We start from the raw sequence: 16,371 nt of genomic DNA, 5'->3' as shown, positions 1-16,371 counted from the left end.
CCCTGTGGCGTCGCCGGGCGGCTCGGGGCCGGCCACCGGCGCCGCCGCGGCGGAGCCGGAGGCGGGCCCCGAGGCTGAGCCGGGGGCGGGGCCGGTGGCGGACCCGATGCCGGCCGGGGGCGCGGAGGCCAATGCCGCCAGCGCCGTCGCGGGCGTCGGCAGCGTCGCGGGCAGGGCGTCCGCCAGGGCGGTCGCGGCGGCCGGCGCCGTAGCCGCCGAGAGCGCCTCCGCCAGGGCGCCCAGCTCCACGTGGACCACTGCCACCGGCTTGCCGGGGTGCTCGGCGACCGCCGCGCGCAGTGCCTCCGCCAGATCGTCGGCCAGCGCGTGCTCGCTCACCCAGGGGATCGCGGTGACGACCACGGCGTCGTTGTCCGGCGAGGCCAGCGCCGCGGCGACGGCCGTACGGAAGTCCTCGGGCGAGGCGGCGGTGGTCAGATCGAGCGGCGCCAGCGGCCGCAGTCCCTCGGTCAGGCAGGCGTCGTAGGTGAGCACGCCGAGCGATTCGGAGTTGCCGAGGATGGCCACCCGCGGCCCGGCCGGTACGGGCTGCGAGGCCAGCAGCAGGCCGACGTCCACCAGCTCGGTCACCGTGTCGACCCTGATGACGCCCGCCTGCCGCAGCAGCTCGGAGACCGTCGCCTCGGGCAGCCGGGTGCCGGGGACCACGTGTCCGGCGGGGGTGTGCCGGCCTCCCTTGGCGACGACCACCGGCTTGACGGCCGCGGTGCGCCGGGCGAGCCGGGTGAACTTCCTCGGGTTGCCCAGGGTCTCCAGGTACATGAGTGCGACGTCGGTGGCCTCGTCGTCGTACCAGTACTGGAGGATGTCGTTGCCGGAGACGTCGGCCCGGTTCCCGGCGGAGATGAAGGAGGAGAGCCCCTCCCCGCGCCGCAGCAGCCCCGAGAGCAGCGCGATGCCGATCGCTCCGGACTGGGTGAAGAGGCCGACCCGTCCCCGCGCGGGGGCCGGAGCGGGCGCCAGCGAGGCGTTCAGTTCCACCTCGGGGGCCGTGTTGATCACCCCGAAGGCGTTCGGCCCGATCAGCCGCATCCCGTACGAGCGCACTTGCCGCACCAGTTCGCGCTGGCGGGCCATTCCCTCGGCCCCGGTCTCGCCGTATCCGGCGGACAGGACGACGAGCCCCTGCACCCCGTGTTCGCCGCAGGCCGCCACCGCGTCCGGGACCCGGTCCGCCGGGACCGCGATGACCGCGAGGTCGACCGGGGCGCCGACCGCGCCGAGCGTGGGGTAGGCCCGTACGCCGTCGAGCAGATCCCGGGTGACCGCCTCGTTGACCGCGTAGAGGTGGCCGTGGAAGCCGCTGTCGCGCAGGTTGCGCAGGGCCGCCGCGCCCACGCCCGCGAGGGAGCGGCTGACTCCGATCACCGCCACCGAGCCGGGTGCCAGCAGCCGCTTTACGGAGCGGGCCTCGGCGCGCTGTTCGCGGGCGCGCTGGACGGCGAGGGACTCGGCGGTCGGTTCGAGGTCGAGCGTGAGGTGGACGGAGCCGTCTTCGAAGCTGCGCTTCTGCTGGTAGCCGGCGTCGGTGAACACCTTGATCATCTTGCCGTTGGCGGGCAGCACCTCTGCCGCGAAGCGGCGGATCCCGCGTTCGCGGGCCACCGCACCGATGTGTTCGAGCAGGGCGGAGGCGACCCCGCGTCCCTGGTGGGCGTCCTGGACGAGGAAGGCGACCTCGGCCTCGTCGGAGGGTCCGGTGGCCGAGCGGCCGTCGGCACCGATCCGGTCGTAGCGGACGGTGGCGATGAACTCGCCGCCGATCGTCGCGGCGAGGCCGACCCGGTCCACGTAGTCGTGGTGCGTGAAGCGGTGCACGTCGCGGTCGGAGAGCCGGGGGTAGGGGGCGAAGAACCGGTAGTACTTGGACTCGTCCGAGACCTGCTCGTAGAAGCTGACCAGCCGGCCCGCGTCATCGGTGGTGATGGGCCGGATCCCGGCCGTCCCACCGTCGCGAAGGACGACGTCGGCTTCCCAGTGGTCCGGATACGAGGGGTCGGACTCGGTGGTCATGGGGCCACCTTAAGGCTCGAACGGCTCGGGTGGCCTGGGCGCGGCGCTTCGGGCAAGCTGGCTCGAATCAGTGCAAGCTGGGGTAGGTCGAATGGCGGGAAACCTGGGCCGAAGGTCGGTTCGACCATTCCGGACGCCGTGAGAGACTGGTCTAGACAACCGTAAGAACCTGAAGGGCATCACCATGGCAGAGCGCCGCGTCAACGTCGGGTGGGCCGAGGGCCTGCACGCTCGTCCCGCCTCGATCTTCGTCCGCGCGACGACCGCTTCCGGCGTCCCGGTGACCATCGCGAAGGCCGGCGGCGACCCCGTCAACGCCGCCTCCATGCTGGCGGTTCTGGGCCTGGGCGCCCAGGGCGGCGAGGAGATCGTCCTCTCGTCCGAGGCCGAGGGTGCCGAGGCCGCGCTGGACCGCCTCGCGAAGCTGGTCGCCGAGGGCCTCGACGAGCTCCCCGAGACCGTCTGACCCTTCGGGTTCGACTCGCAGGACCCGCACGGCGAAGCCGTTGCCCCCGACCGAGGTCGGGGGCAACGGCTTCGCCGGTTTCCGCGCGGGAGTCCGCCGGTTCCCGGGAGCCGGCCGGCCCGGGCGCGGACGTGGGCGCCTCGAGTCCGGTGGGCCTGGTTCCGGTGGACCCGGTCCGGCGCACTGTCCGGCACACTCGATTCCAGGTGGATCTAATTCCGGTGGACCGAATTCCGGTAGGCAGGATTCCGGCGGAGCGGTTCCGGCGGACCGAATTCCGGCGGAACGGCACGCGGGAAAGAATTCCCGGCCCGAATATCCCCCCTTTGTATACGGCGTTTGTTAATGCGGGGCGCTTGCCGTGTTTACGGCAGGTTGCAAAGTCCTCACGCGCCTGCGGTGCGCCCCCGCCGCCCGGTCCACGTGCAGCGCGGTCAGCGCCCGGGCCCGCTCGGCGTCGCCCCGGGCCACCGCGTCCACGATCGCGCCGTGCTCCGCCCAGGACTCCACGGGCCGCGCCGGGGCCTCCACCACGTACATCCAGGCCACCTTGTGGCGCATCTGTGTGAGCAGCGCGATCAGCCCGGGGCTGCCCGAGGCCTGGGAGAGCGTCTCGTGGAACCAGCCGCCCAGGGAGCGCAGATCCTCCCCCTGGCCCCTCCTGGCCCGCTCCTGACCCAGTCTGACCAGGCCGCGCAGCACCTTGAGGTGGGCCTCGCTGCGCCTGCGGGCGGCCCGGGCGGCCGCGAGGGGCTCCAGCAGCATCCGCAGCTCCAGGAGGTCGGCACCCTCCTGCTCGGTCGGCTCGGCCACACAGGCGCCCGCGTGCCGGCGGGTGGTCACGAACCCCTCCGACTCCAGCGTGCGCAGTGCCTCGCGCACCGGGACGCGCGAGACTCCGTACCGGCGGGCCAGCACTTCCTCGGTCAGCCGGGCGCCGGGCCCGAACACCCCGGAGACGATGTCGTCGCGGATCGCTGTGCATACCGTGTGCGCGGGAATACGCAAGACCGGACCTCCGCCTTTTTCGTATGGGTGTGCGCGTTGCGACTCTATTGCAACACACGATAATTTCCGAGGGCGGCCGGAAATACGAAACATTCACACAACGCGAAACACGAAGGCCCCGGCTCGAAGAGAGCCGGGGCCTTCGTGGAAGACGTGCGGTGAGGCGTCCTGGTCAGACGTCGACGCCGTGCGAGCGCAGGTACGTGAGCGGGTTGATGTCCGAGCCGTAGTCGGCGCCGGTACGGGCCTCGAAGTGCAGGTGCGCACCGCTGGAGTTGCCGCTGTTGCCCGACAGGCCGATCTGCTGGCCCGGGGTGACCTGCTGGCCCACGGAGACGTTCAGCGAGAGCATGTGGCCGTACTGCGTGTACGTGCCGTCGGCGTGCTTGATGACGACGTTGTTGCCGTACGCGCCGCCCCAGCCCGCCTCGATGACGGTGCCCAGGCCGACCGCGTGCACGGAGGTGCCGGAGCTGGCGTGGAAGTCGATGCCGGTGTGGCTGCCGGAGGACCACATGGCGCCGCCCGCGTGGTACTGGGTGCTGACGTAGGAGCCCGAGACCGGGGCGACGAAGGTGTTGAGGCGCTTGCGTTCCTCTTCGCGGGCGGCACGCTCGGCGGCCTCACGCTCGGCCTTGGCCTGGACTTCCGCCCTGGCCTTCGCCTCGGCGGCCCGCTGCTTGGCGTCGGCCTCGGCCTGCGCCTTGGCGGCGGCGGCCTCGGCGGCCCGCTGCTGGGACTGGGCCTGGGCCTCGACGTCGCCGGCCAGTTCGTCGGCCACCACGATGGTGTTGAGGCTGCCGGTGTCCTCGATGGAGGGGGCGTGGTCCGCGGCGAACGCGGGACCGGCCAGGGAGCCGACGACACCAGTGGTGGCGAGGGCGGCTATACCGGCGTAACCGGCGGTCTTGCGGCTCAAACGGCTCGAACCACGGTGCTTACCGGCGACACGACTGCCAAACGCCATGAAGGGGCTGATCCTTTCCTTCCCTCTCGCCTACCGGGTTAGCTGACGGGTTCGGAGCAGGAAGGTCTCCTACGGGCCCCCTCTTGCGAGGCGGTCCGATTCACCCCAGGGACACAAGTGGGTCCCCGGCTCCCCAGGCTCGCGCCTGACGGGGACTCGGCGATTGCTGTCCGGTGCCGCGGACGCGGCGGTTACAACTGACGAACAGCACGGCCGACGCTAGGCGGATCATCAGCCAATCGCCAAACAGACACGCCTTTTTGTTGCGTACGCCACACCACATACAAGCAACCACACCACTAAAGGAATAATAAAGACAAAAGGGACTCCGGCGGACAAGCCGCCGGAGTCCCTTGGGTGGCGGACCAGTTGGCGGCCCGCCGAGGGTCAACAGGTGGTCAGTTGGTGACCACGGTTACCGCGCCGATCCCCAGGGCCCGCACCGGCTCCTCGATCTGCGAGGCGTCGCCGACCAGGACCGTGACCAGACGGTCCACCGGGAAGGCGCTGACGACCGCCGAAGTGGCCTCCACCGTCCCGGTTTCGGCGAGCCGCGCGTACAACTGCGCCTGGTAGTCGTCCGGGAGCTCCTGCTCGACCTGGTCGGCGAGGGTGCCCGCGACGGAGGCGGCCGTCTCGAACTTCAGCGGGGCCACGCCCACCAAGTTCTGCACGGCCACGTCCCGTTCGGCGTCGGTCAGGCCGCCCTCCGCGAGGGTGCGCAGCACCGTCCAGAGGTCGTCCAGGGCCGGGCCGGTGTTCGGGGTGTCCACCGAGCCGCTGATGGCGAGCATCGAGGCGCCCTTGCCGTCGGCGGTGGAGCGCAGCACCTGGCCGAAGGCGCGCACTCCGTAGGTGTACCCCTTCTCCTCGCGCAGCACCTTGTCGAGCCGGGAGGTGAGGGTGCCGCCCAGGCAGTACGTGCCGAGCACCTGGGGCGCCCAGACCCGGTCGTGCCGGTCCGGCCCGATGCGGCCGATCAGCAGCTGCGTCTGGACCGCGCCGGGCCGGTCCACGATGACCACGCGGCCCGTGTCGTCGGCGGTGATCGGCGGGACCGGGCGCGGGGCGGTGGTGTCACCGGTCCACGCGCCCAGGGTGTCGGCCAGGACGGCGTCCAGGTCGATGCCGGTCAGGTCGCCGACGACCACCGCGGTGGCGGTCGCGGGGCGCACGTGGGCCTCGTAGAAGGCGCGTACGGCTGCGGAGTCGATGCGGGCGACCGTCTCCTCGGTGCCCTGGCGGGGGCGGGACATCCGCAGGGAGGCCGGGAAGAGCTCCTTCGAGAGCTGCTTGGCGGCGCGGCGCTGCGGGTTGGCGCTCTCGTGCGGGATCTCGTCGAGCCGGTTGCGCACCAGGCGGTCGATCTCGGCGTCGGCGAAGGCCGGCGCGCGCAGTGCTTCGGCCACCAGGCCCAGTGCCTTGTGCAGGCGGGAAGCCGGGACCTCCAGGGAGACCCGCAGGCCCGGGTGGTCGGCGTGCGCGTCGAGGGTGGCGCCGCAGCGCTCGAGCTCGGCGGCGAAATCCTCGGCGGAGCGCTTGTCGGTGCCCTCGGACAGCGCGCGGACCATGATGGTGGCCACGCCGTCGAGGCCCTCGGGCTCCGCGTCGAGCGGCGCGGTGAGGTTGATCTCGACCGCGACCACCTGCTGGCCCGGGCGGTGGCAGCGCAGCAGGGTCAGGCCGTTGGCCAGTACCCCGCGCTCGGGGGCCGGGAAGGCCCACGGCTGCGGCACGCCGGCCTCGGGGCGCGGGTGGAAGGACATCGTGACGGCTGCGGTGTCGCTCACTGCTCCGCCCCCTCGTTCTCGTCGCTCGCGCCGGCGGCGTCGTCGTCGCCGGACTCATCGGTGTCGTCGGCCGCGAGCGGCTCGTAGACGAGCACCGCGCGGTTGTCGGGGCGCAGTCGGGCCGCGGCCACGGCCTGCACCTCCTCGGCGGTGACGTCGAGAACCCGCTGGACGGCGGTCAGCGCCAGCTGCGGGTCGCCGAACAGCACCGCGAAGCGGCACAGTTCGTCGGCGCGGCCGGCCACCGTGCTCAGCCGGTCCAGCCACTCGCGCTCCAGCTGGGCCTGAGCGCGCTCCATCTCCTCGGCCGTCGGGCCCTCGGCGGCGAACCGCGCGAGCTCCTCGTCGACGGCCGCCTCGATGGCGGGCACCTCGACCCCGCTGGAGGTCTTGACGTCCAGCCAGCCCAGCGAGGGCGCGCCGGCGAGGCGCAGCATGCCGAAACCGGCCGCCACGGCGCTCTGGTCGCGTCGCACCAGGCGGTTGTGCAGCCTGGAGGACTCGCCGCTGCCGAGGACGGTCAGCGCCACGTCGGCGGCGTCGCACTCGCGGGTGCCGTCGTGCGGGAGCCGGTAGGCCGCCATCAGCGCGCGGGCCGGAACCTCCTCGACGATCTCCTCGCGCAGCTGCGCCCCCATGATCTCGGGCAGCGAGCCGTCGCGCGGCGGCTGCTTGCCGTCGTGCCCGGGGATGGTGCCGAAGTACTTCTCGACCCAGGCGAGCGTCGCCTCGGGGTCGATGTCGCCGACGACCGAGAGCACCGCGTTGTTGGGCGCGTAGTAGGTACGGAAGAACGCACGCGCGTCCTCGAGGGACGCGGCGTCCAGATCGGCCATGGAGCCGATCGGGGTGTGGTGGTACGGGTGGCCCTCCGGATAGGCGAGGGCCGTCAGCTTCTCGAAGGCCGTGCCGTACGGGACGTTGTCGTACCGCTGGCGGCGCTCGTTCTTGACGACGTCGCGCTGGTTCTCCATGGACTCGTCGTCCAGGGCGGCCAGCAGCGAGCCCATCCGGTCCGCCTCCAGCCACAGCGCGAGTTCCAGCTGGTGGGTCGGCATCGTCTCGAAGTAGTTGGTCCGCTCGAAGCTGGTGGTGCCGTTGAGGGAACCGCCGGCTCCCTGGACCAGTTCGAAGTGGCCGTTGCCGGAGACGTTCTTCGAGCCCTGGAACATCAGGTGCTCGAAGAGGTGAGCCAGGCCCGTACGTCCCTTGACTTCGTGGCGCGAACCGACGTCGTACCAGAGACAGACCGCGGCGACCGGGGTCAGGTGGTCCTCGGACAGCACCACGCGCAGGCCGTTGGCCAGCCGGTGCTCGGTCGCTGTGAGGCCGCCGGAGCCGGCGTGAGCTGTGGCCGTGTGACCCATGGGCATGTGGTCCCTTCGATCGCGATGCAGAGATTCCTGTCAGACCTGCCACTGTATGCAAGCGTGTCGGCGACCGGAGAAGTTCCCGGCCCAGTCCTGGGTCGGAGTCGGCGTTGTCGGTGCCTCGGGCCACAATGGTCCGCGTCACCCCTGTCCGAAACCGGCCCGCCCCCGTCCCAGCCCAGTACCGCCCCCACCCCGTGAGAGCTCAGCTCATCCCGATTCTTGGTTAAGGAGCCGCGCAGCGATGGCCCGCCGCAGCACGAAGACCCCGCCGCCGGAGGATTTCGAGGAGAAGATCCTCGACATCGACGTCGTCGACGAAATGCAGGGCTCCTTCCTCGAGTACGCGTACTCGGTGATCTACTCCCGCGCCCTGCCCGACGCCCGCGACGGCATGAAGCCGGTGCACCGGCGCATCGTCTACCAGATGAGCGAGATGGGCCTGCGCCCCGACCGCGGCTACGTGAAGTGCGCCCGTGTCGTCGGCGAGGTCATGGGCAAGCTGCACCCGCACGGCGACTCGTCGATCTACGACGCCCTCGTGCGCATGGCACAGCCCTTCTCCATGCGGCTCCCGCTGGTCGACGGCCACGGCAACTTCGGCTCGCTCGGCAACGACGACCCGCCGGCCGCGATGCGTTACACCGAGTCCAAGATGGCCGACGCCGCGTCACTGATGACGGAGTCGATCGACGAGGACACCGTCGACTTCGTCGCGAACTACGACGGCCAGGAGCGGGAGCCGGTCGCACTGCCGGCCGCGTACCCGAACCTGCTGGTCAACGGCGCGTCCGGGATCGCGGTGGGCATGGCCACCAACATGGCCCCGCACAACCTCGGCGAGGTCATCGCGGCCGCCCGCCACCTGATCCGCTACCCGGAGGCGGACCTGGAAGCGCTGATGCGCTTCGTACCGGGTCCCGACCTGCCCACCGGCGGCCGGATCGTGGGCCTCTCCGGCATCAAGGACGCCTACGAGAACGGCCGCGGCACCTTCAGAATCCGCTCCACGGTGGCCCTGGAGGACGTGACCCCGCGCCGCAAGGGGCTGGTCGTCACCGAACTGCCCTTCGCTGTCGGCCCCGAGAAGGTCATCGCGAAGATCAAGGACCTGGTCGGCTCGAAGAAGCTCCAGGGCATCGCGGACGTCAAGGACCTCACGGACCGCTCGCACGGCCTGCGCCTGGTCATCGAGATCAAGAACGGCTTCCACCCCGAAGCCGTACTGGAGCAGCTGTACAAGCTGACGCCGATGGAGGAGACCTTCGGCATCAACAACGTCGCGCTGGTCGACGGGCAGCCGCTGACGCTGGGCCTCAAGGAGCTGCTGGAGGTCTACCTCGACCACCGCTTCGAGGTCGTGCGCCGACGCAGCGAGTTCCGCCGGGGCAAGCGGCGGGACCGGCTGCATCTGGTCGAGGGCCTGCTGGTGGCGCTGCTCGACATCGACGAGGTCATCCGGATCATCCGGGACAGCGACAACTCCGCGCAGGCCAAGGAGCGCCTGATGGAGCGCTTCTCGCTGAGCGAGATCCAGACCCAGTACATCCTGGACACGCCGCTGCGCCGGCTCACCCGCTTCGACCGCATCGAGCTGGAGTCCGAGCGCGACCGGCTGGCCGGCGAGATCGACGAGCTGAGCGGCATCCTGGACTCCGACGCCGAGCTGCGCAAGCTGGTCTCCGCGGAACTGGCCGCGGTCTCGAAGAAGTTCAGCACGCAGCGCCGTACGGTGCTGCTGGAGTCGGCGGGGACGGCCGTCGCGGCGGTCCCCCTCGAAGTCGAGGACACCCCGTGCCGGGTGCTGCTCTCCTCCACCGGGCTGCTCGCCCGCACGCCGAACGCCGAACCGCTTCCCGAGGAGGAGGGCGGCGCCCGCACCAAGCACGACCTGATCGTCTCGCAGGTCGCGGCCACCGCGCGGGCGGACATCGGCGCGGTCACCTCGTACGGCCGGCTCCTGCGGCTGTCGGTGATCGACCTGCCGCAGCTGCCCGACACCCACGCCGCGCCGAACCTGGCGGGCGGCGCCCCGGTCTCGGAGTTCCTCTCCGGACTGGAGGCCGACGAGAAGGTCGTCTGCCTGACCTCGCTGGACGAGGCCGGGCAGGGTCTGGCACTCGGCACCGAGCAGGGCGTGGTCAAACGGGTCGTGCCGGACTACCCGGCCAACAAGGACGAGCTGGAGGTCATCACCCTCAAGGAGGGAGACCGGATCGTCGGCGCGGTCGAGCTGCGCACGGGCGAGGAGGACCTGGTCTTCATCACCGACGACGCCCAGCTGCTGCGCTACCAGGCGGGCCAGGTCCGCCCGCAGGGCCGCCCGGCGGGCGGTATGGCGGGCATCAAGCTCTCGGACGGCGCCAAGGTGATCCACTTCTCGGCGGTGGACCCGGCGCGCGACGGCATGGTGTTCACGGTCGCGGGCTCGCACGGGACGCTGGACGACTCCCTGCAGTCCGGGAAGCTGACCCCGTTCGACCAGTACCCGCGCAAGGGCCGGGCGACCGGCGGCGTGCGCTGCCAGCGTTTCCTGAAGGGCGAGGACGTGCTGCTGCTGGCCTGGGCGGGCGGTTCTCCGGTCCGCGCGGCCGGGGCGAACGGCACTCCGGCCCTGCTGCCCGTCGTCGACCCGCGACGGGACGGCTCGGGCATCGCCCTGCCGGCCGTGGTCGCGGCGCTGGCGGGGTCGCTGTAGGAGGGCCGCAGGCGGTACGACGCCATTCGGGTGGTACGTCCCGGGGACGTACCACCCGAATGGCGACTAGTGTTTTCCCTCTTGGCACTGGTGGGTTGGGGAGAACAGAGCTGATGAGTCGTCGCTCGGGCGGAGTGATCGGGGACTGGGCCGAGACCCAGCGCCGGATGCAGCAGACACAGCTGGTCCAGCAGCGCCAGGCGGAACGCCGCCGACGGGACCAGCAGGCCGCCGACCGGCAGCAGCGCGAGGCCGAGGCCCGGCGGCGCACGGAGCACATCGAGGCGGAAGTCGCCGCCCTGCAGGGCCTGCTGGCCGCGGGATGCCGGGCACCGGCGTTCCGGATGGCCGGGCTGGTCCGGCCCGAGCGGCTGGAACCCTTCGATCCGGGCACGCTGGCGCACCCCGTACCGATGCCGCACCTGCAGCAGTTCCAGCAGCAGAGCACGGGCTGGACGCTCGGCTCGAACCGGCGCGCACAGGCGGAGCGCGAGGCCCACGCCCGGTACACCCGGGCCTGGCAGGCCGCGCACGCCGCGGAGGCCCAACGGCAGCAGCAGTTGACGGCGTACCGGCAGCAGTACGACGGGTGGGCCGCGGAACAGCTCGCCGGGGTGAGGGCGCACAACAGCGGGCTCACCGAGCTGGCCGGTGCGCTGCGCACGGGTGACGCGGAAGCGGTGGTGGAGTACTTCTCGGCCGCCCTGTACGCCTCGGCCGCCTGGCCCGAGTCCCTGCCGAGGCAGGTGGCGGCCGCGTACGACCCGGGGGCGCGCCAACTGGTGCTGGACTGGGAACTGCCGGGCTACCCGGTGGTACCGGAGGCCAAGTCCGTGCGGTACGTGCCCAGTACGGGCCTGGACAAGGAGACGGCCCGCCCGGTCACCCAACGGCGGGCCCTGTACCGGGACCTGCTGGCGCAGTGTGTGCTGCTGGTGTTGCGCGAGCTGTACGCGGCGGACGAGTTCGGCGTACTGGACTCCGTGGTGGTCAACGGCTTCGTGGACGCCCACGATCCGGTGACCGGCCAGGAGGCACAGCTCGTGCTCGCCACGGTGTCGGCCGCCCGGTCCGCCTTCACCGGGCTGCGGCTGGAGCAGGTCAGTGCGATCGACTGCCTGGTCGAGGGATTGCGCGGGCAACTGTCGGCGCGGCCCGACCAGCTGACGGCGGTGCGGGCGGGGCGCAGGCCCGAGGAGGTCGGCGCGGTCGTCAGCCACGGCGGGCACGCGGACGGCCGCGACGAGGAGCCGGATCTCTTCGCGATGGACCCGATCGCCTTCGAGAACCTGGTCGCGGAGCTGTTCCGGGCCATGGGCATGGAGGCGGTGACCACACAGCGGTCGGGTGACGGCGGCGTGGACGTGGAGGCGCTGGACCCGGCTCCGATCCGGGGCGGGCGGATCGTGGTGCAGGTCAAGCGCTACCGGAACACGGTCCCGCCGACAGCCGTGCGGGACCTGTACGGCACGGTCCAGGACCGGGGGGCGAACAAGGGGGTGCTGGTCACCACCGCGACCTTCGGGCCCGGGTCGTACACCTTTGCCAACGGCAAGCCGCTGGAGTTGGTTCCCGGGGCCGCGCTCGTGGAACTGCTGCACCAGCACGGACTGCGCGGACGGCTCGGCGCGGACGCGGCGGCCACGGTCCCGGCCCAGCGGGCGGCGGAGCCTTCCGGGGACCACAACGTGCTCGGCATGTCCTGGGCGGGGCGGGTCTCGCTGGACGTGTGCGCGCTGGTCTGCGAAGGCGGCCGGGTGCTGAGCGAGGACCACTTCGTGTTCTTCAACAACCCCCGCACCCCGGACGGTTCGGTACGCACGCACGCTCACGCGGCGCCCGACAAGGCCGCGCTGCTGGTCTCCTTCGACGAGCTGCCCGAGCGGGCCGACCGCCTGGTACTGGTCGCCGCCATCGACCCGGAGGCCGATCCGCACGCCGACCTGGCCGGTTTCACGGATGCCCGGATCCGGCTGCTGGGTCCCGGCGGCGAGGAACTGGGCCGCCTGGAGGTCTCGGACGGCCGCGCCGGCGAGACGGCCCTGGTCCTGGGCTCCTTCCGGCGCCGCGAGGGCGGCGACTGGGACTTCGTCCTCGGCGGCAAGGGCTACCCGGGCGGCCTGGAACCCCTGCTCGGCGACTTCGGCATCGAGGTCGCCTGAGCGTCGCGGGGTCGCTCAGAGGTCCTCGGTGTCCGGGTCGAACCCGGGGGCGGGGTCGTACTCGGGGGCGGGGTCGAACGCGGGGGCGGGGTCGAACGCGGTCTCGGGATCGGCAGGCTCCGGCTCCGCTTCCCGCGCCGCCGGGCGGTGTACGTAGCGCAGTACGCCCCACATGGTCTCCGGGCCCGCGCGCCACGGCTCGGGTTCGCGGCAGGCCTCCAGCTCGCGGAGCAGGGCGGGGCCGTCGGTGCCCGAGCCGATCAGGACGAGCTGCGTCAGGCGCGGCTCGTCCCGGCCCCAGGGCTGTGGGTCGAAGCGGAGGAATCGGCCGACCGCCTGGACCTCGTAGCGTTCCTCGTGGCCGGGGACACCGAAGTAGACGAAGCCCTTGATCCGGTAGAGGCCGGCCGGGCGGCGGTCGAGGAACTCGATGAACCGGCGCGGGCCGAGGGCCTGCTCGGATACGAACTCCGTGCTCTCGTAGACCGTGTGGATGTGGTCCGCGTGGTCGCCGTCGCCCGCGTGGCCCTCTTCGTGGCCGTGGCCATGGCCGTCGTCGTGCTCGTGGCCGTGGTCGTGTGCCTGGGCCAGCAGGTCTTCGAAGGACAGCTGCCCACGCGTCTCGGTCCACGGGCGGCGGTCGAAGAGCAGCTCCGGGTCGATCCGCCCGTGGTCCGCGCGGACGACCGGGATCCCCGGTGCGCAGAGCTCGGCGAGCATGCCCTGGATCCGGGTCGGTTCGCCCGCGTCGACCCGGTCGGTCTTGTTGAGCACCACCAGGTCGGCGACGGCCAGGTGGCGGTCGGTCTCGGGGTGGCGGACCCGGGTCGCGTCGAACTCCGCCGCGTCGACGATCTGGACCATGCCGCCGTATCGGACGGCCGGATTCTCGTTGGCGACGAGCATCCGGACCATCTCCTGCGGCTCCGCCAGTCCGCTCGCCTCGATGACGATCACGTCGATGCGGTGGACGGGGTCGGCGAGCTTCTCCAGGTACGCGTCCAGCTCACTGCCGTCCACCGCGCAGCACAGGCAGCCGCCGCCGAGGGAGACCATCGAGTCGCCGACCTGGCCGGCGACCGACATCGCGTCGACCTCGATGGACCCGAAGTCGTTGACCACGACCCCGATCCGGGTGCCTCCCCGGTTGCCGAGGAGGTGGTTGAGGACGGTCGTCTTGCCGGATCCGAGGAATCCGGCGAGGACGATGACGGGGATGCTGTTCACCCGGTCGATCGTAGTCAGCGTCAGCCGAGGGCGGGGACGGGCCGGGGCGGGGTCGGGCCGACGTAGCGGGCGGCCGGGCGGATGATCTTCGAGTCGGCGGCCTGTTCCAGGACGTTCGCGCTCCAGCCGACCACCCGGGCCGCGCAGAAGGTCGGCGTGAACATCTCGCGCGGCAGCCCGCACAGCTCCATGACCACGCCCGCGTAGAACTCCACGTTGGTGTGCAGTTCCCGGCCCGGCTTGAGCTCGGCGAGGATCTCCTCGACGTGCCGCTCGACCTCCACGGCGAAGTCCACGAGCGGCCCGCCGAACTGCCGGGCGATCCCGCGCAGCATCCGCGAGCGCGGGTCCTCCGTGCGGTAGACGGGGTGCCCGAAGCCCATGATCCGGTCGCCGGCCCTGACCCGCTCGCGGATCCACGGGTCGATCCGGTCCGCCGTGCCGATGGCGTCGAGAGTGTCCAGGGCCCGGCTGGGGGCGCCGCCGTGCAGCGGGCCGGAAAGCGCGCCGATCGCCCCGGTGAGGCAGGCCGCGACGTCGGCTCCGGTGGAGGCGATCACCCGGGCCGTGAAGGTGGAGGCGTTGAAACCGTGGTCGATCGTGGAGATCAGGTACTGCTCGACCGCACGGGTCCTGACCGGCTCGGGTTCCCGACCGGTCAGCATGTAGAGGTAGTTCGCCGCGTACGGGAGGTCCTCGCGCGGTTCCACCGGATCCAGGCCCTGGCCCAGCCGGTACAGCGCCGTGAGCAGGGTGGGTACGGCGGCGCAGGCGGCCAGCGCGTCGGCGGCCCGGCTTTCGGGGGTCAGGTCGTAGACCGGGCGGAAGCCGGCGGAGGCACCGAGCAGCGAGAGCGCCGTGCGCAGCCCGGCCAGCGGACCGGACAGGGCGGTGGCGCGGGCCAGGGCAGGCAGGGCGTCCCGCACCTCGGCGGGGAGGCTGCGCAGCGGGGCGATCTCGGCGGTGAAGGCGGCCCGTTCGGCGGCGTCGGCCGGCAGTGCGCCGCGGAACATCAGGTGCCACACGTCCTCGAAGGTGCGGCTCTCGGCGAGCTCGACGGCCGAGTACTGGCGGTAGTGGTAGAAGCCCTCACGGCCTCGGACGTCACCGAGCTGGGTCTCGGTGACCACGACTCCCGCGAGTCCGCGGGGGCTTTCGGCGGTTGCGACGGTGGTGTTCATGGATCGACCATCCATGATGGAATGAATCACTGTCAATATTGATCCAATCAATATATGTAGGGTGTGCGTCATGAACGACGACCCCGGTGAGCGGCGGATCGGCACCCAGGAGGCGGCCCGGCTGCTGGGGGTGAAGCCGGCGACGGTCTACGCATACGTCAGCCGCGGCCAGCTCACGAGCCGCCGCGACCCGGTCGGACGCGCCAGCAGTTTCGACGCCCGCGAGGTGGAGGCCCTGGCCCGGCGCAGCCGGCGCGAGGCGGCAGGTCCCTCCGGTTCCGCCGCTTCCGCAGGAGAGCTCTCCGTACGCACCGCGCTCACCCTCATCGAGCCCGACCGGTACTACTTCCGCGGCGTGGACGCCGTGGAGCTCGCCTCGCACTACCGCTACGAGGAAGTCGCCGAGTGGCTCTGGACGGGGACCCTGGTGCGCGGGGCCCGGTTCACCGCGCCCCCCGAGTCCCTCGCCGCGGCCCGGCGGGCGGTCGCCGCGCTGCCCGAGCACAGCGGTCCGGTCGACCGGCTGCGGGTGGCCGTCGCCGCCGCGGCGGTCGCCGATCCGCTGCGCTTCGACCTCTCCGAGGCGTCCGTGCTGGGCTCCGCGCGCGCCCTGATCCCCACCCTGGTCGGCGCCCTGCCCGAGGTCGGCCCCCCGCAATGGGGCGGGGACGGCCGGCTCGCCCGGCAGCTGTGGCCCCGGCTCTCCGTCCTGGACCCCGATCCGGACGCGCTGGCCGTACTGGACCTGGCCCTGGCCTTGCTGACGGACCACGATCTGGCCGCCTCGACCCTGGCCGTACGGGTGGCCGCGTCGGCGCGCGCGCATCCGTACGCGGTGGTTTCGGCCGGGCTCGGCGCACTCGAGGGACCCCTGCACGGGGCGGCCGGTCGGCTCGCGCACCGGATGCTGGTGGAGGTGCTGGAGCGGGGCGGCGCGGCGCCCGTGGTCGCGGAGTACCTGCGGGCCGGGCGCCGGGTGCCCGGGCTCGGGCACCGGCTGTACGAGGCCGAGGACCCCCGGGCGACGGCGCTGTTCGCGCGACTGGAGGCGCTGGCGCAGGCCGGTCCGGCGCTGGGCGCGGCGCGCGAGGTGGCCGGGGTGATGGCCCGGCACGGCGGTGGCCTGTATCCCAATGTGGACCTCGCACTGGCGGTGCTGACGGTCTCCTGCGGGATGGCCCCGGAGGCCGGGGAGACCGTGTTCGCGGTGGCCCGCACGGCCGGGTGGATCGCGCACGCGCTGGAGGAGTACCAGGAGCGCCCGCTGCGGATGCGGCCGAGCGGGCAGTACCACGGGCCCCGCCCGCCACAGCCGTTGCCGTGACGGGCGGGGTGTACTCGGGGGCGGAGTCGGGGCTCAGTTGGAGTGGGCCTCGGACTCCCCGCGGTGCGGGGTAGGTGCACGGCCGGTTCTGCGGAGTGTGGCGCGGGGAGGCGGTGCCGGCGGGGGGGGGGGGGGGGGGGGGGG

General features: G+C 72.2%; 11 protein-coding genes and 1 riboswitch. Of the genes, 4 read left to right on the top strand and 7 right to left on the bottom strand.

The features are described from left to right. On the bottom strand, nucleotides 1–2,034 hold a 2,034-nt coding region (locus tag OTB20_RS32540; RefSeq protein WP_267823077.1), incomplete at its 3' end, for a GNAT family N-acetyltransferase. A 184-nt stretch (nucleotides 2,035–2,218) separates the two neighbouring features. Here OTB20_RS32540 and OTB20_RS32535 point away from each other — a divergent pair. After that, entirely contained in the window at nucleotides 2,219–2,500 is a 282-nt protein-coding gene (locus tag OTB20_RS32535) for an HPr family phosphocarrier protein (protein ID WP_267823075.1), read from the top strand. A gap of 342 nt (nucleotides 2,501–2,842) precedes the next feature. Here the strand turns inward: OTB20_RS32535 and OTB20_RS32530 are convergent, their stop codons facing one another. From OTB20_RS32530 to OTB20_RS32515, 4 genes are all read right to left on the bottom strand, one after another. Then, nucleotides 2,843–3,508, bottom strand: a complete 666-nt coding sequence (locus OTB20_RS32530; RefSeq protein WP_267823073.1) for a GntR family transcriptional regulator — start codon at nucleotides 3,506–3,508, stop codon at nucleotides 2,843–2,845. A 172-nt stretch (nucleotides 3,509–3,680) separates the two neighbouring features. Further along, nucleotides 3,681–4,475, bottom strand: coding sequence for a M23 family metallopeptidase (locus OTB20_RS32525; protein WP_267823071.1), 795 nt, complete (start codon nucleotides 4,473–4,475; stop codon nucleotides 3,681–3,683). A gap of 12 nt (nucleotides 4,476–4,487) precedes the next feature. Next, nucleotides 4,488–4,647: riboswitch (cyclic di-AMP (ydaO/yuaA leader) on the bottom strand. Between the two features lie 226 nt (nucleotides 4,648–4,873). Next, a complete protein-coding gene (locus OTB20_RS32520; RefSeq protein WP_267823079.1) occupies nucleotides 4,874–6,241 on the bottom strand; it encodes a M16 family metallopeptidase in 1,368 nt (455 codons plus the stop codon). 20 nt (nucleotides 6,242–6,261) lie between these two features. Further along, complete coding sequence (locus OTB20_RS32515) at nucleotides 6,262–7,632, bottom strand: M16 family metallopeptidase (protein WP_267823069.1); 1,371 nt, start codon at nucleotides 7,630–7,632, stop codon at nucleotides 6,262–6,264. A 247-nt stretch (nucleotides 7,633–7,879) separates the two neighbouring features. On the opposite strand from OTB20_RS32515, the gene OTB20_RS32510 reads away from it, so the two are divergent. Next, nucleotides 7,880–10,333: a DNA gyrase/topoisomerase IV subunit A gene (locus OTB20_RS32510; protein ID WP_267823068.1), complete on the top strand. Its 2,454-nt coding sequence runs from the start codon at nucleotides 7,880–7,882 to the stop codon at nucleotides 10,331–10,333. A 113-nt stretch (nucleotides 10,334–10,446) separates the two neighbouring features. Beyond that, nucleotides 10,447–12,495, top strand: a complete 2,049-nt coding sequence (locus OTB20_RS32505) for a restriction endonuclease (protein WP_267823066.1) — start codon at nucleotides 10,447–10,449, stop codon at nucleotides 12,493–12,495. A gap of 15 nt (nucleotides 12,496–12,510) precedes the next feature. On the opposite strand, the gene OTB20_RS32500 is transcribed toward OTB20_RS32505, so the two are convergent. Then, the gene (locus OTB20_RS32500; protein ID WP_267823064.1) at nucleotides 12,511–13,722 is read right to left on the bottom strand and encodes a CobW family GTP-binding protein; all 1,212 of its coding nucleotides are present in this window, start codon (nucleotides 13,720–13,722) and stop codon (nucleotides 12,511–12,513) included. Nucleotides 13,723–13,742: 20 nt separating this feature from the next. Then, entirely contained in the window at nucleotides 13,743–14,918 is a 1,176-nt protein-coding gene (locus OTB20_RS32495; RefSeq protein ID WP_267823062.1) for a citrate synthase/methylcitrate synthase, read from the bottom strand. Nucleotides 14,919–14,973: 55 nt separating this feature from the next. Between OTB20_RS32495 and OTB20_RS32490 the strand changes: the two genes are divergently transcribed. Beyond that, complete coding sequence (locus OTB20_RS32490; RefSeq protein ID WP_267823060.1) at nucleotides 14,974–16,227, top strand: citrate synthase; 1,254 nt, start codon at nucleotides 14,974–14,976, stop codon at nucleotides 16,225–16,227. The last annotated feature ends 144 nt before the right edge of the window (nucleotides 16,228–16,371 follow it).

The sequence above is a fragment of the Streptomyces sp. H27-H1 genome (assembly GCF_026627445.1).
Taxonomy (GTDB): domain Bacteria; phylum Actinomycetota; class Actinomycetes; order Streptomycetales; family Streptomycetaceae; genus Streptomyces.
The sequence above is the reverse complement of the archived record's forward strand: the minus strand, read 5'-3'. Positions and strand labels throughout refer to the sequence as shown.